This is a genomic window from Herbaspirillum aquaticum, from assembly GCF_002213425.1.
Classification (GTDB): Bacteria; Pseudomonadota; Gammaproteobacteria; order Burkholderiales; family Burkholderiaceae_D; genus Herbaspirillum; species Herbaspirillum aquaticum.
The window spans coordinates 25,595-48,710 of sequence record NZ_NJGV01000016.1 but is presented as its reverse complement, the minus strand read 5'-3'; the positions used below and the strand labels follow the sequence as shown (position 1 = coordinate 48,710).

Below are 23,116 nucleotides of genomic sequence, written 5' to 3'. Positions count from 1 at the left end.
GATGCATCGTCCTGAACCACCCGACCAGAGAGTCCATTCGCGCCCATGTCCACCGCCCCTGCTGCCAAGCCCCGCAAGACCGCCGCCAAGAGCACTCCTGCCGTCAAGGACGCCAAGTCGCTCAAATCGGCCCCGGCCACCACCCGGCGCAGCAAGGCGCGCGACCAGGAACCGGCCGCCGACGCGCCCGGAGCGGAACGCGAGCTGACCATCGCCGAAGAAATCGATGCCCTCACCGACCCCAGCTTCATGACTTCGCTGGCCCGGGGCCTGGCGGTGATCCGCGCCTTCAGCGATTCGCGCCGCAGCCTGACCATCGCCCAGATCAGCCAGAAGACCGGTATCCCGCGCGCGGCCGTGCGGCGTTGCCTGCATACCTTGAAGCAACTCGGCTATGCCGACTCCGACGTCAACAATTTCTCGCTGCGGCCCAAGATCCTGACGCTGGGCTACTCCTATCTCTCGTCGACCCCGCTGACCGTTTCTGCACAGCCCTACCTGAACAACATCAGCCGCACGCTCGGCGAGTCCTGCTCGCTGGCCGTGCTGGACGACAACGAAGTGCTCTACGTGGCACGCTCGGCCACCTCGCGCGTGATGTCGGTGGCACTCAATACCGGCAGCCGCCTGCCGGCCTACTGCACCTCCCTGGGCCGCGCCATGCTGGCGCACCTGCCGGATGAACAGCTCAAAGCCTACTTCGAGAAGGTCAAGCTGCGCGCCCTCACCGACAAGACCGTGGTATCGCAGAAGCGCCTGCGCGACATCCTGGCCGGTGTGCGTGAACAGGGCTATGCGGTCATCGATGAAGAACTGGAAGTCGGCTTGCGCTCCATCGCCGTGCCGGTGCGTGGTGCTTCCGGCAATGTGCTGGCCGCACTGAACGTCGGCGCGCAGGCCGCGCGCGTATCGGTGGCGCAGATGGAAGAAGAGATCCTGCCGGTGCTGCTGCGTGGCGCACAGGACCTGTCGGTGCTGCTGCCCTGAAAACAGGTCCGCGCTCCCCATCGGGGAGGCGGACCGAAGACAAAAGCAGACCCTGCCTTTGCCATGCTGCGGATGTCGGCGCACCCCTCGAGAATCCTGGTGCGCCATCCTCCTCAAGACTGCTTTTCCATCACCGATCAGAATCAGAAGGTGTGACGGATGCCGGACATCACGCCCAGCTGGTTCTTGCCCGCCCCCACCGACCCACCAGCGTCGACAGCCACGGCCGACGTGCCGCCATTCTTGATGTAGCCCAGCGACGTATAGAGCGCCGTGCGCTTGGACAGGTTGTAGGTCAGGCGGGCCACCGACAGCGTCACGTCATTGGGGCTGTTCTTCACATTCAGGCGCGAGACCTGCGCATCTAGTACCAGGGTGGTGGTCAGCGGATAGCTCACACCCAGGTAGTAGAGATCGGAATCGGTATTGGTGTTGGCCGCAGCACGGGTGCGACGATCCACCACGCCGCCGCCGATCTTGACGTCACCGATCATGAAATAGCCGTTGAGCGTGATGCGCTGGTCGCTGTTGCTGCTGCTGGTCAGGCCACCGGCCGCGCCGGTGTTGCCGTACAGGATGTCATAGGACGAAGTCACGCCCCAGCCTTTGCCGTCATAGCCCAACAGGCCCGTGACCTGGCGGCAGGCCTTGCTGTTGCCGGCCACTTCGCCGGCACAGTTGGTGGCGGCCGGACCGCCCGTGGCCGAGGTATCGCGTCCGAAGCTGTAGGTCGCACCCAGCGTGAAGCCGCTGAAGCTGCCGAGGTAGCCGATGGAGTTGTCGCTGCGTGCATTGGGCAGGTACGGGTCGATGCTGCCGATGGCGAAGATGTTGGGGCCCATCACGTCCGTCTTGAGCTGAGAGAGGTAGGTCATGTTGATGTGGCGGCCCAGCGTGACCTGGCCCCAGTCGCTCTTCAAGCCCACATACGACTGGCGCCCGAAGATGCGGTTGCCCTGGCCCATGGCGCCGGTGTCGGGCGCAAAGCCGCTTTCCAGCACGAAAATCGCCTGCAGTCCGCCGCCCAGGTCTTCCGTACCACGGAAGCCGATGCGCGACGGGAAGCTGCCCGTCAGCGACGGCATCTTGAAGACCGAATTGCCGTTGGCATTGGCGTTGGTGGTATAGACCACGCCGGTATCGATGATGCCGTAAATGGTCACGGAACTCTGCGCCATGGCCGAGCCCGCCGCGCCCGCGGTCATTGCACATGCGGCAGCGGCCAGGGCTACTGCACGCAGGGTGGTTGTTCTTGTCATTGCCATCTCCTCCTGATTTCATTGAATGGTGAATGGCCGGTGCGCTGCCGGCGCGCGCCCTCCTCCAGGCGTACGCCAACGATTCGCCGCTCGCCGGCCGGGTGACTTCCAGTAATGTCACTCCCTCTGGGTGTACTGCGACTGCCTGTTGCGAATTCCTGCTGCCGTCACGCAATGTCCCGGAACGCGGGCCTAAAAAGCCCCCTGCCCCATGGTCAGCGCCATCGGCATGCTTGCCTGCGACGCCTGCGGCGTCAGTTTCAAAATGCGAGTTGGTCGATGCCTCCAGGCGGGCACCGCAGTGTGAAGCGTCTCGTTTCTGGCTTGTTTCTTATTTTTTATAACTTTTATTGGCCGTTCGGTAAGCGAACATCGGTTTGTTTACCGAACGGATGGTGCGATACTATTGTTGGCACCGACGCTTTGTCAACAAGGCGAGCCAAGGAAGGGAAAGCGATACGTCGTCCGTCCGCAACAGTCGGACTGGCGATGCGACAATCAGGACGGCAGCAGAACCGCCCGCGCATCGCCGCTCATCACAATCACAAAGGAGACAAAAAAATGACACTGAAAAAACGCGCAATGCTGGCCGCGATGGCGGCCTCCGCCAGCTTGCTGACATCGCTGGCATACGGTCAGGAAACCATCAAGGTCGGCCTGATCGCCGCCTTCTCCGGCCCCTTCGCCGATTACGGCAAGCAGATGGAAGGCGGCATCAAGGCCTACATGGCACAGCACGGCGACACGGTCGCGGGCAAGAAAATCCAGGTCATCATCAAGGACACCACGGGTCCTTCGCCTGAGATCGCCAAGCGCCTGGCACAGGAACTGGTGGTGCGCGACAAGGTGGATTTCCTGGCCGGCTTCGGCCTCACGCCCGAAGCGCTGGCGGTCGCGCCCATCGCTGAACAAGCGAAGAAGCCGATGATCGTCATGAATGCAGCCAGCTCCGTCATCACCACCAAGTCCAGCTACATCGCGCGCTTTTCGATGACGCTGCCACAGGTCTCGGGCCCCATGGCGACCTGGGCGATCAAGAACGGCATCAAACGCGTGGTCACCCTGGTGGCCGATTACGGACCGGGCATCGATGCCGAGACCGCTTTCAAGACCAACCTCCTGGGCGGTGGCGGCCAGGTGCTGGAATCGATCCGGGTGCCGCTGCGCAATCCTGAATTCGCGCCCTACATCCAGCGCATCAAGGACGCCAAGCCGGAGGCCGTGTTCATCTTCGTGCCGGCAGGCGAGCAGGGCATTGCCTTCATGAAGGGCTATCGCGAACGCGGACTGGCCGAGGCCGGCATCAAGGTCATCGCCACCGGTGACCTGACCGACGACCACGTGCTGCCCGCCATGGGCGACTCCACGCTGGGCGTGATTACCAGCTTCCACTATTCGGCCGCGCATGACTCGCCAGAGAACAAGGCCTTCCTCAAAAGTTTTGCCGCCGCCAATCCCGGCGCGGGCCGCCCCAACTTCATGGCCGTGGCCGCATACGACGGCATGAACGCCATCTACGAGGTGAGCAAGAAACTCAACGGCAAGATCGATGGCGACCGTGCCATGGCCCTCCTCAAGAACATGAAATTCACCAGCCCGCGCGGCCCGATTGCCATCGACCCGGCCACACGCGACATCGTGCAGACGGTCTACGTACGCAAGGTGGAGAAGGTCGGCAACGAGGTCTACAACGTCGAATTCGACAAGTTCGACAACATGAAGGACACCGGCAAGTAATCGCCTGCCGATACGCCATGGAAACGCCGGTGATGCAGTGCACACCGGCGTTTTTCTTTGGCGTGCGGGCAGCCGCGCTGGCTGGTGCGCCATCGGTCACGACGACGTCATTTTTTCGACGCGCCGCAGCAATTACCGTACTGCTGCATCACGCATTTTTTGTTCGTTTATCGCCCGCTTTTACTTTGTTCGCACAAACCGGAATGCGGATGGGGCTTGCGTTTACATCCACTTTACTTATACTGAATACACGTTATAACTTATAACTAATTCAAACACCGACCACGGCATGACCAGAGACAGCATGAACCATCACAGCGACCTCCTCGACATCCAAGTTCACGGCGCGATCGCCGAGATCGCGCTCAACCGCGCCGCCAAACGCAATGCCCTCAACGATCCGCTGGTGCGTGCCATCCGCGACTGTTTCGAAGACCTGCCCGAAGGTGTGAAGGTCGCCATCATCCATGGCATCGGCGAACATTTCTGCGCCGGTCTCGACCTCTCCGAACTGCGCGAACGCGACACCACCGAATCCCTGCATCACTCGCGCATGTGGCATGCGGCCTTCGAGCAGATCGCCTTCGGCCGCGTGCCGGTGATTGCGGTACTGCATGGCGCAGTCATCGGCGGCGGCCTGGAACTGGCTTCCGCTGCACACATCCGCGTGGCCGAACCGAGCGCCTTCTACGGCCTACCGGAAGGACAGCGCGGCCTCTACGTGGGTGGCGGCGGTTCGGTACGCATCTCGCGCCTGATCGGCGTGGCCCGCATGGCCGACATGATGCTGACCGGCCGCGTGCTGACAGCTGAAGAAGGGCACCAGGCCGGCATCTCGCAGTACAGCGTGGCCGCCGGCACCGGGCTGGACAAGGCGCGCGAGCTGGCCGAACGCATCGCCCGCAATGCGCCCATGACCAATTACGGAATCATGCACGTGCTGCCGCGCATCCATGACCAGTCGATCCAGGATGGGTTGATGACCGAGTCGCTCATGGCGGCGGTAGCGGGCAGTGATCCCGATACCAAGGGCCGACTGGCGGCCTTCCTCGATCACAAGCAGAACAAGGTCAAGCCGGCCTGATCACGGCCGCAAAACCGTACAAAGCATCGCAGAAGAATCGGCCCACCATGGCCGGACAAGAGCCACCACAGCGGCCAGCAAGTCAGCAAGTCAGTAATACAGCGCAAGACCACAACAACACACCTGCCCGGCCACGACCGGACGGGTGACACAACAGAGACATGTATGAACACTCCTCCTCGCTATCGCAGCTTCAGGTTCGGCATCGGCGGCGTTGACGTCGTGCCGGGTGCCGGGGGCATCTCCATCGTCAAGACCCGGCAGCCGCTGGGCGACTATCCTCCACGCCTGACCGACAAGCTCATCCACTGGGCTACCGTTGATCCCGAGCGCACCTACATGGCCCGCCGCGACAAGGATGGCCAATGGCGCCGCATCAGTTATGGAGAGGCCCTGCAAAGCGCGCGCCGCATCGGCCAGGCGCTGCTGCAGCGCGGCCTGTCGGCCGAGCGCCCGCTGCTGATCCTGTCCGAAAACGACCTCGAACATGCCATGCTGGTGCTGGGATGTCACTATGCGGGCGTGCCGTATGCGCCGGTCTCGTCGGCCTATTCGCTACTCTCCAAGGACTACGCCAAGCTGCGCCACGCGGTGCAGTTGCTCACGCCCGGCCTGATCTTTGCCGCGCATGGCGAGAAGTTTGCCGCGGCCGTCAATGCGGTGGCACCCGATATCGAATTCGTCGTCACCGAAGCCCCGCCTGCCGGGCGCGAATGCACGCTGTATGCGGAACTGGAAGCCACCCGCGCGGGCGACGAAGTCGAGCGCGCCTATGCCGCCACCGGTCCGGACACCATCGTCAAGTTCCTCTTCACCTCGGGCTCGACCAAGATGCCCAAGGCGGTCATCAACACCCAGCGCATGATGTGCAGCAACCTGCAGATGATCGTGCAGACCTTCCCCTTCCTGGCCGAAGAGCCGCCCATCCTGATCGACTGGCTGCCCTGGAACCACACCTTCGGCGCCAACCACAACGTGGGCATCGTGATCTACAACGGCGGCACCATGTACATCGACGAAGGCAAACCCACACCACAAGGCCTGGCCACCACCCTGGCCAACCTGCACGAGATTTCGCCGACCGTGTATTTCAACGTGCCGGTCGGCTGGGAAGGCATCGCCCACGCGCTGGAGAAGGACCAGGCCCTGCGCGAAAAATTCTACAGCCGGCTGCGCATGCAGTTCTATGCCGGTGCCGCACTGGCGCAACCGGTGTGGGACAAGCTGCATGCCACCGCCGAAGCCACCTGCGGCGAGCGCATCGTGATGTGCTGCGGCCTGGGCATGACCGAGACCTCGCCTTCGGCCCTCTTCGTGGCCGACCTGGAAGTGCAGGCCGGGCAAATCGGTATCCCGACGCCGGGCATGGAAATCAAGCTGGTCCCCAATGGCGACAAGATCGAGATCCGCTATCGCGGCCCCAACGTCACACCGGGTTACTGGCGTGCACCGGAACAGACGGCCGAAGCTTTCGATGAAGAGGGTTACTTCCGTTCGGGCGATGCGGTGCGCTGGCTGGACCCGGCCCATCCGGATCGCGGCTTCATGTTCGATGGCCGCGTGGCCGAAGACTTCAAGCTCTACACCGGCACCTGGGTCAGCGTCGGCCCGCTGCGCGCGCTGATTGCGCACGAGGGTGCGCCCTACCTGCAGGATGCCGTCATCACCGGCCAGGACCGCAATGAAGTCGGCATGCTGATCGTGCCCAACATCGAGCGCTGCCGCCAGCTGGCGCAGCTGCCTGCCGATGCATCGCGCGCCGAGGTGCTGCATGCGGCGCCGGTGCGCGACTTCTTCCAGGGCATGCTGGAACGCCTGCAAACCCATGCCACCGGCAGCTCCAACCGGGTGACGCGGGCGCTGGTGCTGATCGATCCGCCCTCGTTTGACCGGGGCGAAATCACCGACAAGGGGTCCATCAATCAACGCGCCGTGCTGACCCATCGCGCAGCCCTCGTAGAGGCGCTCTACGCCGGCACCGATCCGGCCCTGCTGACCGCGCAGCCCGCGCTCTCGCCCGCTCACTGAGGAAGCAACAGACATGGCACAAGCAGCTTTCTATTCCAGCTTCAAGGACATCTGGCTCGTCGGCGGCGTACGTACGCCGATGGTGGATTACTGCACCAGCTTCAGCCAGCTCTCGCCCACCGACATGGGCATCAAGGTGGCGCGCGAAGTACTGGCCCGCACCGGCGTCGCCGCGACCGACATCGGCTCGGTGGTGGCCGGCAACATGGCGCCGGGCGATGCCTACCAGTACATGCTGCCGCGCCACATCGGCCTGTACGCCGGCGTCCCCATCACCACGCCGGCCATCATGGTCCAGCGCATCTGCGGTACCGGCTTCGAACTGATCCGTCAGGCAGGGGACCAGATCGAACGTGGCTACACCGAGACGGCGCTGATCGTGGGCAGCGAATCGATGACGCGCAATCCCATTGCGGCCTTCGGCCATCGCACCGGTTTCAAGCTGGGCGCACCGGTGGAATTCCAGGACTACATGTGGGAAGCGCTGGTCGATCCGGCCCCCGGCATCACCATGCCGCAGACCGCCGAGAACCTGGCGAAAAAATATGGCATCACCCGCGCCGAGGTCGACGAATACGCCGCGTATTCCTTCGAGCGCGCGCTCAAGTCGCAGGCGGCCGGCTTCCACGCAGGCGAGATCGTCCCGGTCGTCAACGAGACCTTCCGCCTGGATGGCTACAACGACCGCCACATCAAGCTGCAAGGCAAGGTCAGCGAAGCGGCCACCGATACCCATCCGCGCCCCTCACCGGTGGAGGTGCTGGCCAAGCTGCGCACGCTCTATCCGGACGGGGTGCAGACCGGGGGAAACTCCTCGGCGCTGGTCGATGCGGCGGCCGCCACCATCGTCGCCTCGGGCGATTACGTGCGCCGCAACGACAAGCAGCCGCTGGCCCGCGTGGTCGCGGCTGCTGTGGCCGGTGTGCCACCGGAGATCATGGGCATCGGCCCGGTGCCGGCCATCCGCACCCTGCTGGAACGCAATGGCCTGACGGTGGCCGACATCGGCTGCTTCGAGATCAACGAAGCGCAAGGCGCGCAGATCGTGGCGGTGGAACGTGAGCTGGGGATCGACCGCGACAAGCTCAACGTCAACGGCGGCGCCATCGCCCTGGGCCATCCCCTGGCCGCAACCGGCGTGCGCCTGTCGATCACGGCCGCGCGCGAAATGCATCGCCGGGGTGCGCGCTACTGCGTGGCGTCAGCCTGCATTGGCGGCGGCCAGGGCATTGCCCTGCTGCTGGAAAATCCTGCGGCCTCCCACTGAGCCGCTCATTCGACAAGGACACACTTCATGCAACTGCAAGGACAAGCCGCCCTGGTGACGGGCGGCGCCTCCGGACTCGGTTCCGAGACCGTGCGCCAGCTGGTCCAGGCCGGTGCCCGGGTTTCCATCCTGGACGTCAACATGGAAGCCGCCCAGGCCCTGGCCGATGAACTGCGCTGCCACGCCGTGCGCTGCGATATCACCGACAGCGCATCGGTAACCGCAGCCCTCGATTCGGCACAAGAAACCAACGGCGCACCGCGCATCCTCATCAACTGTGCCGGCATCGGTGGCGCCAAGCGTATGGTCGGCAAGGATGGCAGCCCGATGCCGCTGGAGGATTTCAGCCGCATCGTCAACGTCAACCTGATCGGCACATTCAACGTGATCCGCCTGGCGGCCGCCCGCATGGCTGCCGCCGAGCCGCTGGCCGAGGGCGAACGCGGCGTGATCGTGGCGACCGCCTCGGTAGCGGCCTTCGACGGTCAAGTCGGGCAAGCCGGCTATGCGGCCTCCAAAGGAGGCATCACCTCCATGACCCTGCCGCTGGCACGCGACCTGGCGCAACACGGCATCCGCGTGGTGACCATCGCGCCGGGCCTGTTCCTCACGCCCCTGCTCTACAAGCTGCCGGAAGAAGTGCAGCAGTCGCTGGCCTCGTCCATTCCCTTCCCGAAACGCCTGGGCAAGGCCGAGGAATATGCGCAGCTGGCCTTGCATATCGCCACCAATCTATCGCTGAACGGCGAAGTGATCCGGCTCGATGGCGCATTGCGCCTGGCACCGCGTTGAGTACCGAGGAGAATCCATGAGCAAGACCATCATTCATCCGGTGCGCGTGGAATTCGGCGATTGCGATCCGGCCGGCATCGTGTATTTCCCCAACTTCTTCCGCTGGTATGACGCCGCCTCGCGCAACTTCTTCCATGAATGCGGCGTGCCCCCCTGGCGCGATACCGAAAAGACGCGCGGCATCATCGGCACACCGGTGGTGGACATCAGCTCGCGCTTCGTGCGTCCGGCCACCTATGGCGACCGCATCGAAGTGCATTCCACCATCGTCGAATGGAACGACAAGACCTTCGTGATGAAGCACGAGATCAAGCGCGACGGCGAGCTGCTGTGCGAAGGCCGCGACGTGCGTGTCTTCGCCATCCGCCATCCGGAAGATCCGGCGCGCATCAAGGCCATTCCGATTCCGGAAGACATCAGGGAGATGTGCAGTTAAGCAATACGGCAGCAGGCGAGAGGCGGCGACAAGCGGCAGCAAGCCGTATCCGCCCACATCGAGCATTCGAACGAAAATTACAAAGGAGACGGAGATGAAAACGAAATTGGCAATCAAGGCAGGCGTACTGGCCACCATGCTGGCCTGTGCAGGGGCCGCACAGGCCGAACTGACCATCGGCGTGGTGATGTCGCTGACCGGCCCCGGCTCGGGCCTGGGCATTCCGGCCAAGAACGGCTTCGCGCTGTGGCCCGAGACTATCGGCGGCGAGAAGGTCAAGATGATCATCCTGGACGATGCCACCGATCCCACCCAGGCCAGCAAGAATGCGCGCCGCCTGGTGGCCGAGGACAAGGTCGACCTGCTCATCGGTTCGGCCGCCGTGCCGCCCACGCTGGCCGTAGCCGACGTGGCACTGGAATCACAGACGGTGCAGCTGGCCATCTCCCCGATCGAGACCGCTGAAGGAAAAGACGCCTGGACCTTCCGCCTGCCGCAATCCACGGCCGTCATGGCCGGTGGCGTGGTGGACCAGATGAAGAAGATGGGCGTGAAGACCATCGGCTTCCTCGGCTACTCCGACTCCTATGGTGAAAACTGGCTCAAGGAAGTACAGCGCCTGGCCACCGCCGCCGGCATGAAGATGGGCACGGTGGAACGTTTCTCGCGGGCCGACACCAGCGTGACCGCCCAAGCACTGCGCGTGGTCAGCGCCAATCCGGATGCAGTCCTGGTGGTGGCCTCGGGCAGCGGCGCGGCCATGCCGCACAAGGCGCTCATCGAGCGCGGCTACAAGGGCAAAATCTTCCAGACCCACAGCGCCGCCTCGCGCGACCTGATCCGCCTGGGCGGCAAGGATGTGGAAGGTTCCTACGTCATCTCCGGCCCGGCCGTGGTGCCGGAAGCCCTGCCGGACAGCAATCCCTCCAAGAAGCTGGCCATGGATTTCGTCACGCGTTACGAGAAGCAGTTTGGCGCAGGCACGCGCAACCTCTTCGCGGCCCATACCTACGATGCGCAACTGGTGCTGCAGAAGGTAGTCCCGGAGGCGCTGAAGAAAGCCAAACCCGGCACTCCCGCCTTCCGGGCCGCCTTGAAGGAAGCGCTGGAGACCGCCGGCCCGATCCAGATCTCGCAGGGAACGCTGAACTACTCGGCCAAGGATCACTTCGGCCTGGGTGACGATGCGCGCATCATGCTGACCATCCAGAACGGCAACTGGAAGGCGGTCAATCCGTAATCCGCCCTCCTGTCCGCGCGGCGGCGCGAGGTCTCCAGCTTGCGCCGCCGTTTTCCAGCCTGACGTTTTCTGCACCACACCCGAAACATGGACTCCTCCATTGCCGCCATCCTGACCCTGGATGGCCTGACCAACGGCATCGTCTATGGCTTGATCGCCATTGCACTGGTGCTGGTTTTCACGGTCACCCGCATCCTCTTCATTCCCCAGGGGGAATTCGTCGCCTATGGCGCGCTCACCCTGGCCATGCTGCAACAAGGCCAGCGCCCCGGCCCACTGTGGCTGCTGCTGGTACTGGCCGTGTGCGCGGCCGGCATGCAGGCCGCACAGCTCTTGCGCGCGGGCCAGGCCGCGCTGTTGCCGCGTACCCTGCTGGGCACGCTGGGCGTGCCATTGGCCATCGCCGCACTGGTCTGGTGGGCCGCGCCGCAGCAGTTCGCGCTGCCGGTGCAGGTACTGCTGACCCTGCTGCTCATTACCGCACTCGGGCCGCTGATGTACCAGGTGGTCTATGAATCGATGGCCGATGCCAGCGTGCTGCAGCTGCTGATCGTCTCGGTCGGCATCCACCTGGCCATGACCGGACTGGGGCTGGTGTTCTTCGGGGCCGAGGGCTTCCGTACCCCGGCCTTCTGGGATGAACGCTGGAACCTCGCCGCGCTCACCTTGAGCGCCCAGACCGTGGTGGTGGTGGTCGCGGCTGCCGCGCTGCTGGTGGCACTGTGGCTGTTCTCCGGGCGCACGCTGTATGGCAAGGCGCTGCGCGCCACGGCGGTCAATCGCCTGGGCGCACGGCTGATGGGAATCTCCACGACGCTGGCGGGCAAATTGTCGTTTGCCGTCGCAGCGTTTATCGGTGCTCTGTCGGGGGTATTGATCGGCCCGATGAGCACCATTTTTTATGACTCGGGTTTCCTGATCGGCCTGAAGGGATTCGTCGCCGCCACCATCGGTGCGCTGGCGAGTTTCCCGGCAGCCGCAGGGGGCGCGCTGCTGGTGGGCTTGCTGGAATCCTTCAGTTCCTTCTGGGCCAGCGACTTCAAGGAGGTGATCGTGTTCCTGGCGCTGTTGCCGATCCTGCTGTGGCGCTCGCTGGTCACACCCGCGCATGACGAGGATGAGGAATGATGATGAACAAACGACTCCCTCTCTACGCGCTGCTGGTCGTGCTGGCGCTGTTCCCCATCCTGCCCACGCCGCAGTTCTGGGTGATCCAGGCCAACTACATCGGCCTGTATGCGCTGGTGGCCATCGGCCTGGTGCTGCTGACCGGCATCGGCGGCATGACCTCGTTCGGACAGGCGGCCTTCGTCGGCATGGGGGCCTACACCACCTCCTACCTGACCACCGTGCACGGCGTGTCGCCGTGGCTGACGCTGCCGGTAGGCCTTCTCATCACCGGTGTCTCGGCCTATGTACTGGGCCGCATCACGCTGCGCATGTCCGGCCACTACCTGCCGCTGGCCACCATCGCCTGGGGTATCAGCCTGTACTTCCTGTTCGGCAAGGTGGACTTCCTCGGCAAATATGACGGCATCTCCGGCATCCCCGCGCTGCAACTGGCGGGGTTGGACCTGGCCAAGGAACGCCACCTGTATTACCTGATCTGGGCCATCGTGCTGGCCGCCGCCTGGGTCTCGCTGAACCTGCTGGATTCGCGCGCGGGCCGCGCCATCCGCGCCCTCAAGGGTGGACGTTCGATGGCCGAGGCCATGGGCGTGGATACGGGACGCTACAAGATCCTCATCTTCGTCTTTGCCGCGCTGCTGGCATCGGTGTCGGGATGGCTGTTTGCGCACATGCAGCGCACCGTCAATCCCTCGCCCTTCAGCCTGGCGATGGGCATCGAATATCTCTTCATCGTGGTGGTCGGCGGCATTGCCCATATCTGGGGTGCGCTGCTGGGCGCGGGGGTACTGAAACTGCTGTCGGACCAGTTGCAGGTGCTGCTGCCGGCGCTGCTGGGCGATGGCGGCAGTTATGAAAGCATCGTCTTCGGCCTGATCCTGATCCTGTTGCTCAAATACGCACGCGGCGGCCTCTGGCCCTGGGTACGCGCGCTGTGGCTGCGTGCCTTCCCGGCCGCGCCGGCACCACTGCGGGTGGCCACGGCCGCGCCGATGGACAAGCGCAACGGCCCGGCACGCGGTGCGCCGCTGCTGGAGGTGGACCAGATCAACAAGCGCTTCGGTGGACTGGTGGCGGTCAATGACGTCTCCTTCAAGGTCAAGGCCGGCGAGATCGTCGGGCTGATCGGTCCCAATGGCGCGGGCAAATCGACCACCTTCAATCTGGTCACGGGCCTGCTGCATGCCAGCGGCGGACGCGTCAGCTTCAACGGTCGCGACATCGCCGGACTGCCGGCGCGCGCCATCGCACGGCTGGGCATCGCCCGCACCTTCCAGCACGTGCGGCTGCTGCCGGGCATGACGGTGCTGGAGAACGTGGCCCTGGGCGCGCACATGCGCAGCCAGCAAGGCTTCCTCAGCAATACGGTCAACGCCATGCTGCATCTGGAACGCGCCGAAGAGCAGGCGCTGCTCGATGAAGCCGCACGCGCCCTGCATCGCGTCGGCCTGCAGCACCTGATGCATGAGCAGGCTGGCAACCTGGCACTGGGCCAGCAACGCATCCTGGAGATCGCCCGCGCCCTGTGCTGCGATCCGCTGCTGCTGTTGCTCGATGAACCGGCCGCAGGGCTGCGCCACCTGGAAAAGCAGGCCCTCTCCAAGGTGCTGCAGGAGTTGCGCGCCGATGGCATGAGCATCCTGCTGGTGGAACATGACATGGAATTCGTCATGGAACTGACCGACCACATCGTGGTGATGGAATTCGGCACCAAGATCGCCGAAGGCACACCGCAAGAAATCCAGCGGCATCCCGCCGTGATCGAAGCCTACCTGGGTGGAATCGAATGAGTGAACTGGTCCTCGACGTCGCGCAACTGCGCGCAAGCTATGGCAAGGTGCAGGCGCTGCACGACATCAACCTGAAGCTGGAACGCGGCAGCATCGCCACCGTGATCGGGCCCAATGGCGCGGGCAAGTCCACGCTGCTCAATGCCATCATGGGCGTGCTGCCGGCGCAGGGCACGGTGCGTTATCAAGGCAAGCCGGTGGAACGCTGGAGCCTGGAACAGCGCGTGATGGCGGGCATCGCCCTGGTACCGGAGCGGCGTGAACTGTTTTCCACCATGAGCGTGGAAGACAACCTGCTCCTGGGGGGATTTCGCCGCCTGCGCTTGCGGCAGGCACAGCCGCTGGATCAGCTGGCCACCGTCTTCGAGCTGTTCCCGCGCTTGAAGGAGCGCCGCGCCCAGCAGGCCGGTACGCTCTCCGGCGGCGAGCGCCAGATGCTGGCCATCGGCCGCGCCATGATGGCCAAGCCGGAACTGCTGATGCTGGACGAACCCAGCCTGGGTCTGGCACCACGCATCGTCAAGGAAATCCTGCATATCGTTTCCGAACTGCGCACGGCCGGCATCTCGGTGCTGCTGGTGGAGCAGAATGCGCGCGCGGCCTTGCAGACGGCCGATTATGGCTATGTACTGGAACTGGGCAAGGTCACCATGCAGGGCGAGTCCGCCAGGCTGGCGGGAGATCCGCAGGTGATCCAGGCCTACCTGGGATTTGGCAAGAAGCTGGAAGCCGAGGTGGTGGCGGCTTCCTGAGGCTTGACGTTTTCTGCACCACGGTATGTCAAAAACACATAGAACGAGGAGACCGACATGAAAAAGCTTTTCCTGCTGCTGGCTGCCCTGACGCTGTCCTTCCAGGTGCATGCGGCCAGTGATGCCGACAACACCACCCTGGTGCCGCCGCAACCCAAGCTGGCCTTCCTGGCCCGCTTCTCGGTAGACCTGGTGGCGCCGATCTGGGAGCTGGGCAAGACCTCCGACCTGGGCCGCCGCCGCATCATCCCGATCACCGGCGGCAGTTTCAAGGGACCGCTCATCAATGGCGAGATCCTCAACAACGGTGCCGACTGGCAGACCGTGACGGCCGATGGCCTGGCCATCATCGACACCCGCTACCTGCTCAAACTCGATGACGGCGAGCTGGTCTACCTGCAAACCCGTGGCGTGCGCTACGGTCCGCCGGAGGTGATGGCCGAGGTCGCCAAGGGCAAGCCGGTCGATCCTTCGCGCTATACCTTCCGCCTGTTCATGAACTTCGAGACCGCGTCCAAGAAGTACGACTGGCTCAACCGCGCCATGGGCGTGGGCTACGCCATGCGCCTCGGCAATGCGGTGGTGTATGACGCCTACCTGCTCAACTGAGATGGATGGAGTCGATGACGATGCATTACACGCCCCCGCTGCGCGACTTCGCCTTCGTCCTCGATGAGGTACTGCAGGCTCCGCAGGTCTTGCGCGCCTTGCCTGCGCACGCCGAGATCGATGGCGAACTGATGATGCAGGTGCTGGAAGAAGCCGGCCGCTTCGCCGCTGACGTGGTCGCGCCCCTGAACGGTATCGGCGACCGCGAGGGTTGCCGTCTCGAAAATGGAACGGTCACCACGCCGCCCGGCTTCGCGCGCGCCTATGCGCAATTCTGCGCAGGCGGCTGGCCAGCCCTGGCCTGCGCCCCCGAGCACGGCGGCCAGGGCTTGCCGCATGTGCTGGACTGCGCGCTCTTTGAAATGCTGAGCGCGGCCAATCATGGCTGGACCATGTATCCCGGCTTGCTGCACGGGGCCTATGCCTGCCTGGCGGCGCACGGCTCGCCTGGGCTGCAGGCACGCTATCTGGAGAAGATCGCCAGTGGCCAATGGCTGGCCACCATGTGCCTGACGGAAGCGCAGGCCGGCAGCGACCTGGGGCAGTTGCGCACACGTGCGGTGCCGCAGGAGGATGGCAGCTATCGCCTCACCGGCGACAAGATCTTCATCTCCGGGGGCGAACACGACCTGACGCCCAACATCGTTCACCTGGTACTGGCGCGCTTGCCGGATGCGCTACCGGGCAGCAAGGGGCTGTCGCTGTTCCTGGCCCCGCGCGTGCTGGACGATGGCAGCCGCAATGGCGTGCACTGCACCGGCATCGAGCACAAGATGGGCATTCATGGCAGCGCCACGTGCAGCCTGCATTTCGAGCAGGCGCAGGCGTGGCTGGTGGGTGAAGCGGGACGCGGCCTGGCAGCGATGTTCGTGATGATGAATGCCGCGCGCCTGCATGTGGGCGCGCAGGGACTGGGGCTGGCCGAAGCAGCCTGGCAGCGCGCCAGCGCCTATGCGCGTGAACGTCGCCAGTCGCGCGCACCGGGTTCATCGGGCAATGACCTGATCGTGCGCCACCCTGCCGTGCAGAAACTGCTGATGGAGCAGCGCTGCCGCATCGAGGGCGCGCGCCTGCTGACTTGCTGGGCAGGCCTCTTGCTGGACCTGGCCGCGCATGATCCCGATGCTACCCAGCGCCGCCGCCATCATGAACGGCTGGAATTCATCACGCCGGTCATCAAGGCCTTCCTCACCGACCAGGGATTCCAGTGCGCCAGCCGTGCGTTGCAGGTCTTTGGTGGACATGGCTATGTGGTCGAGACGGGGATCGAGCAATTCATGCGCGACGCCCGCATCACCATGATCTATGAGGGGACCAACGAGATCCAGGCGATCGATTTCCTGATGCGCAAGGTGCTGGGCGATGAGGGGAGGCGGCTGGATGATTTCCTCGCGCTGGTGCGCGCGGACATCGAGGAGGGAGCCCTGCTTGGTGACCAGGCCCGATTGCTGGCCAACGCTGTGGATAAATTAAGTGGGCTCGCCAAGCGTATTGCCACGGCGGCGGTGCAAACGCCCTCCCTGCCCTACTTTGTTGCCGATGAAATGCTGCGCCTGACCGGCCACGTGGCGCTGGGCTGGATGTGGCTGCGCGCGGGCCGCAGGGCGCTTTCGGCCATGGCCTCGGACCCGGCCTGGTACGGCGGCAAGCGGGATGCCGCGTGCTATCATTTCGCCTTTGTGTTTGCGGAAGTCCACCAGTTGTCCAGCGTGATCGAAGGCTGCCTGGCGACCGGGCTGCCGCCCCTTCCTACCGACCTGGACCACCATGCTGCCCAAGAAGCCGGCTGATTTCGATTCCGACGACGATGCAGCGCCGAGCGCGGCGCTGGACCAGCAGTTGCTGCTGAGCCTGGTCGGCTACAACTGCCGCCGCGCCTACATCACCATCATGCCGTTGTTCGAAAAGCGGATGGCGAAGTTCGAGCTGCGGCCAGTCGACTTCACGGTGCTCAGCCTGCTGAAGGCCAATCCCAACATCAACCAGAAGCGCCTGTCCAAGGCCATCAACGTCTCCCCGCCCAACCTGGCGACCTTGCTGGACAAGCTGGAACAGCGCGGCCTGGTAGTACGCCAGCGCAATCCGCAGGATCGCCGTTCACAGGTCCTGGCGCTGACCCCTGCCGGCATGCGCATGTGCACCAAGGCTGAACAGACCGCCATCGAACTGGAGCTCAAGGCCACCGAGATGCTCTCGGACGCCGAACGCGCCCAGCTCATCGGCTTGTTGCAGAAGATGTTCCTGCCGCAGTAAGCGGCATTTTTCATTCCATCCTCAACGCAGGAAAACCAGCTCGGCGTAGCTGGGGTTCGCGTGCGCGCGCTGGTATTGCTTGAGGTCTTCGATGACCTGGGCGCGGGTCAGGCCTGGCTGTTGCGGCTGCTCGGCAGCGGCGGTGCGCGTTTGCTGCGCCGGGATGCTGATGGTCGAGGCCGGCTCGGCCTTGGCGGGTTCGGCTGCATAGGCTGCCTGCGCTGCGATGCCGGCTACGGCAAGCGTGGCGGCCAGGGCGAGTTGGCGTGTGAAGATCTTGTTCATGTTCTGCTCCCTGGAATGCAAGCGGATGCTGCACGGTGCGTATCGCTTATGAATGCTTGATTCCCATGCAGACATTTTATTGTTTCCATTCCGGTGGAAAAACCGGTGATCCGGCAACGCTCTTTTGCGGAAGGCGAAAGAATGCTCCCAGGCATCTTGTCGATTTGCCAGCACTGGTATGACAAATGATGAGCTGCAAGGCTTTTACCCGCCTCCATCGGGCTTTCCCCACGACCAGCCACCCTCAGAATTGGTAAATCTTATAAATAATTTTCAGGGAACAGGCATGAAAATCGGCACCCGTCTTGGCGGCTCCTTCCTGCTGGTCACGTTGCTGGCTTGCGTACTCATTACCGCGTCCCTGCTCACGCTGACCCGGATCGGCCAGCACTGGGGTGATTTTTCCGGCACCGTGCTGACCAAGCAGGACTACGCCACCCAGGGCTACATCAAGTTGGGCGACGGCGTACAGAACTTCAAGAACTACGTGGTGCGCGGCAAGGACTATGACAAGCATTTCCTGGCCGACATGGACGCCATCGCCCGCCTGATGAGCGAGTACCGCAAGCTGGGCGTGGACAACCCCAAGGAAGAAGAGCTGCTGCAGAAGATCAGCACGGGCGAACGCAATTACCGTGAAGCCGTGGCCAAGGCACAGGCGATGAAGGCCGCCGGGGCAGCGGTCAACGAGATCGATGCTTCCATCAGCGGCGCCGACAAGGTGCTGGGCGCAGGTTTTGCGGGCCTGTTGGCGATTGCGCGTGAGAACGCCAATGGCACCGGCCAGGAAATCTCCAGCGCCATCCGCAACGGCGAGCTCGTCGAGCTGGGCGTGGGCGCCGTGGTAGTGCTGCTGGCCGCACTGCTGGCGCTGCTTGCCACCCGCTCGATTACGCGCCCCATTGCCGAGGCGGTCACCATCGCCAAGACGGTGGCGGCAGGCGACCTGGGCAGCCGTATCGAGGTCAAGCGCAAGGATGAGACCGGTGAACTGCTGCAGGCCTTGAAGGAGATGAACAGCAGCCTGCAGCGCGTGGTCGGCGGCGTGCGCACCGGCAGCGATACCATCGTGACGGCCTCGACCCAGATCGCCGGTGGCAATCTCGACCTGTCGGCGCGCACGGAACAGCAGGCCAGTTCGCTGGAAGAGACGGCGGCGGCGATGGAGCAGATCACCTCCACCGTGAGGCGCAATGCCGATCATGCGCGCCAGGCCAATGCGATGGCGGGCTCGGTGTCGGAAGTAGCCTCGCGCAGCGGGCTGGTGGTAACGGATGTGGTGAGCACCATGGACGAGATCCAGGCGTCGGCGCGCGAGATTGCGGACATCATCAGCGTGATCGATGGCATCGCCTTCCAGACCAATATCCTGGCGCTCAATGCGGCAGTGGAGGCCGCGCGCGCCGGTGAACAGGGGCGCGGCTTTGCGGTGGTGGCCTCTGAGGTGCGCAGCCTGGCCCAGCGCGCGGCGACAGCGGCCAAGGAAATCAAGACCCTCATCGGAACCTCCGTGGAGAAAGTGGAAGCCGGTAGCCAGCTGGTCAGGAATGCGGGTACGACCATCGAGGAACTGGTGGTGAGCGTGCGCAGCGTGACGCAGATCATGAGCGAGATCTCGGCCGCCAGCGGCGAACAGGAAGCCGGCATCGAACAGGTCAACCAGGCCATTGCACAGATGGATACGGTGACGCAGCAGAATGCGGCGCTGGTCGAGGAGGCTGCGGCAGCCACGGAAGCGCTCAAGGAACAGGCGCGCAGGCTGGCGGAGTCGGTGAGCGTGTTTCGGCTGGGGGTGGGGAGGATGGCTTGAAGGGGGGAAAGATGCAGCGTGCAACTATCGGTGGTGACTTGGCGAGGAATCAGGGCATGGCGCGACGTTTGACCGAAGCTGCAATCTCGCGGGCCAGTTTGAAAAATTCTTCTTTATCGATGGGCTTCATTCCGCGCTTGTCGGCATTCTTGGCGTCACGAATCACGTAAAACATCAGCTCAGGCTTTTCATTCCTGGCGTCGGGGTCGCCTTGGGTCACGATTGAATAGCCATAATCTTCCGTCACCTTGTCCTTGCGGATCAGGCTCACCATGGACTCCACACCTTTCTGTCCGGCGAAATCAATGGTGTTGTGGCCGCGCATCGTCAATAGATTCTTGATCGATTCGTAGCTTCGGTAATCCTGGGTCCAGAAGAAATTGGACTTGTAGAGTGCCGTCAATTTCGCCGGATCCTGCGATTCCAACGGGCGCTTTGCACTGGCGTCTTCCAGCATTACGGTCACGTCTGGATGGTTCTTGAGCCGATAGGTCGTCGCAATTGTGCGACCGTACCTGTCCGGGCCGTCAATCGGAATGAACAAGTGCGGCATACAAAGTCCGAAGCCTGACGGCACCGTCATGTCCTCACGAAGTGCAATTGTGCTTAGCAGCTTGCTCATGAACTGAACGAACTCTGAAATGCGATCATCTGGCGCATTCATCCCCCACTTGAACGCATGGCGATTCATGGTCTTGGCTGCATAGAGATATCTGAACCGCCGTATTGCAACCCCATCACCCTTCGGCAGATTGAATTCCTGGTATGCCGCTTCGGGCATATTGGCATCATTTTTTTTATAACTTTCAGCATCCGCTTGATACTGCGCGCGAGTCCTTTTAGCCTCGGCCAAGAAACGCTGGATCTTCTCTTCCGAAAGGGCATGCGTGACCTGCATGGCGCCTACATAGTGGTACTTGCTGTATGGAGCAACTTGACCATCTTCGAATTCGCTATATACGGTCCGGGCAGGATGGAGAAGTTGGGAGAAGGCTGTCGCGGCTACGTCAGCCTTATCCGGCAACGAAATTTCCAGATAGCCCACACAATCTTTAGTCCATAAACGCGCATCGGATGCGATGGCACTGCAATTAAAAAGAGGCAAGACAGCCAGACATGCGACAACCAAGCGATGAAATTTCATATCAACTCTCGAATGGCATGTGTAAATGAGGGCTTTTCCTACGCACGGCAATTCCAACCAAATTACGATCTGCAATCAATGTAAGGAACGTAGCTTGACCGAAGCCGCAATCTCTCGGGCCAGTTTGAAAAACTCATCCTTTCCGATCGGTTTCATACCGCGCTTCTCAGCGTTCTTGGCGTCGCGAATCACGTACAGCATCAGTTCGGGCTTCTGATTTCCGGCGTTTGGATCGCCGTCGGTGACAACCAGATATCCATAGTCCTCTGTTGCTTTGTCCTTGCGAATCATGCTCACCATGGACTCCACACCTTTCTGCCCGGCGAACTCAACCGTGTTGTGACGGCGCAAGGTCAGCAGATTCTTGATTGAGTCATAGCTTCGGTAGTCCTGGGTCCAGAAGAAATTGGACTTGTAGACTGCCGTCAGTTTCGCGGGGTCTTGTGATGGGTAAGGGCGTCTGGCGCTGGTATCTTCCAGCAACACGGTGACGTCGGGATGTCTCTTCAGGCGATACGTAGTGGCAATTGAATGACCATAAATCTCGGCACCATCAATGGGAATGAACACGTGAGGCATGCAAAGTCCGGGAGCTGACGGCACGGTGAAATTATCACGCAATTCGACCGCGTTGATCAGTTTGTTCATGAATTGAACGAACTCGGGAATACGGTCGTCGGGCGAAGTCAAGTCCCAACTTACCGCATGAAGGCCCATGCTTTTGGCAGCATAAAGGTATCTAAAACGTCGCATTCCAAGCCCATCCCCCGCATGGAGCTTGTGCTCCTCGTACTCGGCTTCCGGCGCATCTGCATTCAACTTCCTGTAGCCTTCAGCATCCTCCTTAAGTCGCATGCTGGTTTTACGTATATCGGACAAGAAACGCCTGTTCTCGTCGGCAGACAGACGACGCGTCACTTCCATCGTGCCTGCATATTCATACTTGCTATATGCTGCAACTTGGCCGTCTTCAAATTCACTATACAGCGTACGTCTTGCCTGAAACAGCTGCTCAAATGCGGTCGCAGCAACATCGGCCTTTTCCGGCAAGGAAATTTCCAGATGGCCAACGCAATCCCTGCTCCACGGAGTTTCAGCAGAAGCAAGGGCGGCCCAATGACACATCATGAAGACCGTCACACTTAAAACAGAAAACAGGCAAATTCGCATAGAAAACCTGAAAGAGCCTGAGCGAGGCAGGCGGCCTTCCTCCGGCCTCAGCATTTCCAGCGCCAGGATCACTATCATGAAACGCGCCTGCACCAGACCGCGCTGGCGCTCAATCCGTATTGCTGGGGCGTGTCATCGCTGCAGGTGGATCGCGATGCGCTGAATAACAATACGCTACGCATCCTGGAACTGTCGGCCATCTTCCAGGACGGCGAGATCTACAAGGCGCCCGATGGCGACGACCTGCCCGATCCCATCGAACTGACCGAGATCCCGCTCTCGCAGCAATCCGTCACCTTCTATGCCGCCCTGCCGGCACTGAAGAGCTTCGGCAGCAATTTCGCTTCCGGCGGTACCAATCATCAGTCGAGCCGTTACATTCAAGACAATGTCGAGACGCCCGATTTGTTCACCGATGCGGCCAAGGCGGAGATGAGCTACCTGAAGAAAGCAGTCAGGCTGGTGTCGGAGAATGAGCCGCGCGACTCGCTCGTGTGCATTCCGATCGTGCGACTGCGACGGGCAAGCTCATCAGGATTCGAGCTCGATCCTGATTTCGTCGCGCCCAGCCTGTCGGTACATGCGGCGCCGCTGTTGTTCCTGCGCCTGCGGCGCTTGCTCGATGCCTTGCAGGCCAAAGTCAGCGCACTCTACGGACATCATCGTGAGCCGAGCAAGAGCGTGGTGGAATTTCGTTCCGGCGACATCACCTCCTTCTGGCTGCTGCATACGGCCAGCACCGCTTATGCCAGCCTCTCGCATTACCTGAACAACCCGCAGCTGCATCCCGAGCGACTGTATGAACAATTGCTCGGACTGGCCGGCTCGCTGATGACGTTCTCGCGCAGCCTGGCGCTGGCGGACCTGCCGCCTTATGATCATCGCGACCCGGGCCCGCCGTTTGCGCGGCTCGACGGCATCATCCGCGAGCTGCTCGACACTGTCATCTCCTCGCGCTACTTCGCCATCGCCCTCCACGAGAGCAAACCCTCCTACCATCTGGGCATGCTGGACTCCGGCAAGATCGACGAGAAGACCAGCTTCTACCTCGCCGTCAATGCCGACCTGCCGGCCATCGAACTGGTGGATGTGGTACCCCTGCGCTTCAAGATCGGCGCACCCGACGATGTGGAAAAATTCGTGCTGGCGGCATTGCCAGGCGTGAAGCTGGTGCACTCGCCGCAAGTGCCGGCCGCCCTGCCCGTGCGCCCTGATACCTATTACTTCACGCTGGAAAGCAAGGGCGCCATGTACGAGCGCATGCTGCAGGCGCAATCGATCTGCATTTATGTACCTTCCGGCATCCGTGACCTCAAACTCGAACTCCTGGCGGTGACGCAATGAA

General features: G+C 62.6%; 20 protein-coding genes and 1 pseudogene. 17 read left to right on the top strand and 4 right to left on the bottom strand.

Annotated elements, in window-relative coordinates; genetic code table 11:
• Window positions 1-45: 45 nt before the first annotated feature.
• Complete coding sequence (locus tag CEJ45_RS16015) at window positions 46-987, top strand: IclR family transcriptional regulator domain-containing protein (RefSeq protein ID WP_088756062.1); 942 nt, start codon at window positions 46-48, stop codon at window positions 985-987.
• A gap of 143 nt (window positions 988-1,130) precedes the next feature.
• Here CEJ45_RS16015 and CEJ45_RS16010 read toward each other — a convergent pair whose 3' ends face one another.
• Window positions 1,131-2,246, bottom strand: a complete 1,116-nt coding sequence (locus tag CEJ45_RS16010) for a porin (RefSeq protein ID WP_088756061.1) — start codon at window positions 2,244-2,246, stop codon at window positions 1,131-1,133.
• Window positions 2,247-2,807: 561 nt separating this feature from the next.
• On the opposite strand from CEJ45_RS16010, the gene CEJ45_RS16005 reads away from it, so the two are divergent.
• The 14 genes from CEJ45_RS16005 (at window position 2,808) to CEJ45_RS15945 (ending at window position 17,362) form a co-directional block, all read left to right on the top strand.
• Window positions 2,808-3,983 carry an ABC transporter substrate-binding protein gene (locus CEJ45_RS16005; protein WP_088756060.1) on the top strand — a complete coding sequence of 392 codons (1,176 nt, stop codon included), beginning with the start codon at window positions 2,808-2,810 and terminating at the stop codon, window positions 3,981-3,983.
• Between the two features lie 17 nt (window positions 3,984-4,000).
• The gene (locus tag CEJ45_RS24615) at window positions 4,001-4,249 is read left to right on the top strand and encodes a hypothetical protein (RefSeq protein ID WP_141107016.1); all 249 of its coding nucleotides are present in this window, start codon (window positions 4,001-4,003) and stop codon (window positions 4,247-4,249) included.
• 38 nt (window positions 4,250-4,287) lie between these two features.
• Window positions 4,288-5,067, top strand: a complete 780-nt coding sequence (locus tag CEJ45_RS16000; protein ID WP_088756059.1) for a crotonase/enoyl-CoA hydratase family protein — start codon at window positions 4,288-4,290, stop codon at window positions 5,065-5,067.
• A 165-nt stretch (window positions 5,068-5,232) separates the two neighbouring features.
• The gene (locus tag CEJ45_RS15995) at window positions 5,233-7,095 is read left to right on the top strand and encodes a feruloyl-CoA synthase (protein WP_088756058.1); all 1,863 of its coding nucleotides are present in this window, start codon (window positions 5,233-5,235) and stop codon (window positions 7,093-7,095) included.
• Window positions 7,096-7,108: 13 nt separating this feature from the next.
• Window positions 7,109-8,362 carry a thiolase family protein gene (locus CEJ45_RS15990; RefSeq protein WP_088756057.1) on the top strand — a complete coding sequence of 418 codons (1,254 nt, stop codon included), beginning with the start codon at window positions 7,109-7,111 and terminating at the stop codon, window positions 8,360-8,362.
• 27 nt (window positions 8,363-8,389) lie between these two features.
• The gene (locus CEJ45_RS15985) at window positions 8,390-9,154 is read left to right on the top strand and encodes an SDR family NAD(P)-dependent oxidoreductase (protein WP_088756056.1); all 765 of its coding nucleotides are present in this window, start codon (window positions 8,390-8,392) and stop codon (window positions 9,152-9,154) included.
• A gap of 16 nt (window positions 9,155-9,170) precedes the next feature.
• Complete coding sequence (locus tag CEJ45_RS15980; protein ID WP_039783928.1) at window positions 9,171-9,590, top strand: acyl-CoA thioesterase; 420 nt, start codon at window positions 9,171-9,173, stop codon at window positions 9,588-9,590.
• A 94-nt stretch (window positions 9,591-9,684) separates the two neighbouring features.
• On the top strand, window positions 9,685-10,830 hold the full coding sequence (locus CEJ45_RS15975) for an ABC transporter substrate-binding protein (RefSeq protein ID WP_088756055.1): 1,146 nt from the start codon (window positions 9,685-9,687) through the stop codon (window positions 10,828-10,830).
• 87 nt (window positions 10,831-10,917) lie between these two features.
• Window positions 10,918-11,958: a branched-chain amino acid ABC transporter permease gene (locus tag CEJ45_RS15970; protein ID WP_034334616.1), complete on the top strand. Its 1,041-nt coding sequence runs from the start codon at window positions 10,918-10,920 to the stop codon at window positions 11,956-11,958.
• Window positions 11,955-13,748, top strand: a complete 1,794-nt coding sequence (locus CEJ45_RS15965) for a branched-chain amino acid ABC transporter ATP-binding protein/permease (RefSeq protein WP_088756054.1) — start codon at window positions 11,955-11,957, stop codon at window positions 13,746-13,748. Before CEJ45_RS15970 ends, CEJ45_RS15965 begins: the two co-directional genes overlap by 4 nt.
• Entirely contained in the window at window positions 13,745-14,500 is a 756-nt protein-coding gene (locus CEJ45_RS15960; RefSeq protein WP_088756053.1) for an ABC transporter ATP-binding protein, read from the top strand. Before CEJ45_RS15965 ends, CEJ45_RS15960 begins: the two co-directional genes overlap by 4 nt.
• Window positions 14,501-14,557: 57 nt before the next feature.
• The gene (locus tag CEJ45_RS15955) at window positions 14,558-15,109 is read left to right on the top strand and encodes a DUF3237 domain-containing protein (protein ID WP_088756052.1); all 552 of its coding nucleotides are present in this window, start codon (window positions 14,558-14,560) and stop codon (window positions 15,107-15,109) included.
• A gap of 14 nt (window positions 15,110-15,123) precedes the next feature.
• Entirely contained in the window at window positions 15,124-16,899 is a 1,776-nt protein-coding gene (locus tag CEJ45_RS15950; protein ID WP_088756075.1) for an acyl-CoA dehydrogenase family protein, read from the top strand.
• Complete coding sequence (locus CEJ45_RS15945; protein ID WP_088756051.1) at window positions 16,877-17,362, top strand: MarR family winged helix-turn-helix transcriptional regulator; 486 nt, start codon at window positions 16,877-16,879, stop codon at window positions 17,360-17,362. The genes CEJ45_RS15950 and CEJ45_RS15945 overlap by 23 nt, the downstream gene beginning before the upstream one ends.
• A gap of 21 nt (window positions 17,363-17,383) precedes the next feature.
• Here the strand turns inward: CEJ45_RS15945 and CEJ45_RS15940 are convergent, their stop codons facing one another.
• The gene (locus CEJ45_RS15940; protein WP_088756050.1) at window positions 17,384-17,647 is read right to left on the bottom strand and encodes a hypothetical protein; all 264 of its coding nucleotides are present in this window, start codon (window positions 17,645-17,647) and stop codon (window positions 17,384-17,386) included.
• A 286-nt stretch (window positions 17,648-17,933) separates the two neighbouring features.
• On the opposite strand from CEJ45_RS15940, the gene CEJ45_RS25290 reads away from it, so the two are divergent.
• Window positions 17,934-19,457 (top strand): methyl-accepting chemotaxis protein, encoded by a 1,524-nt coding sequence (locus tag CEJ45_RS25290; protein WP_088756049.1) that lies wholly within the window; start codon window positions 17,934-17,936, stop codon window positions 19,455-19,457.
• Window positions 19,458-19,506: 49 nt separating this feature from the next.
• Here the strand turns inward: CEJ45_RS25290 and CEJ45_RS15930 are convergent, their stop codons facing one another.
• Both CEJ45_RS15930 and CEJ45_RS25150 read right to left on the bottom strand, forming a co-directional pair.
• A complete protein-coding gene (locus tag CEJ45_RS15930) occupies window positions 19,507-20,601 on the bottom strand; it encodes a T6SS immunity protein Tli4 family protein (RefSeq protein WP_241517357.1) in 1,095 nt (364 codons plus the stop codon).
• Window positions 20,602-20,676: 75 nt separating this feature from the next.
• Window positions 20,677-21,249, bottom strand: coding sequence for a T6SS immunity protein Tli4 family protein (locus CEJ45_RS25150; protein ID WP_277622427.1), 573 nt, complete (start codon window positions 21,247-21,249; stop codon window positions 20,677-20,679).
• Window positions 21,250-21,798: 549 nt separating this feature from the next.
• On the opposite strand from CEJ45_RS25150, the pseudogene tssK reads away from it, so the two are divergent.
• Window positions 21,799-23,115, top strand: a pseudogene (tssK, locus tag CEJ45_RS15915) (type VI secretion system baseplate subunit TssK); the annotation flags it as partial.
• Window position 23,116 lies beyond the last annotated feature (1 nt).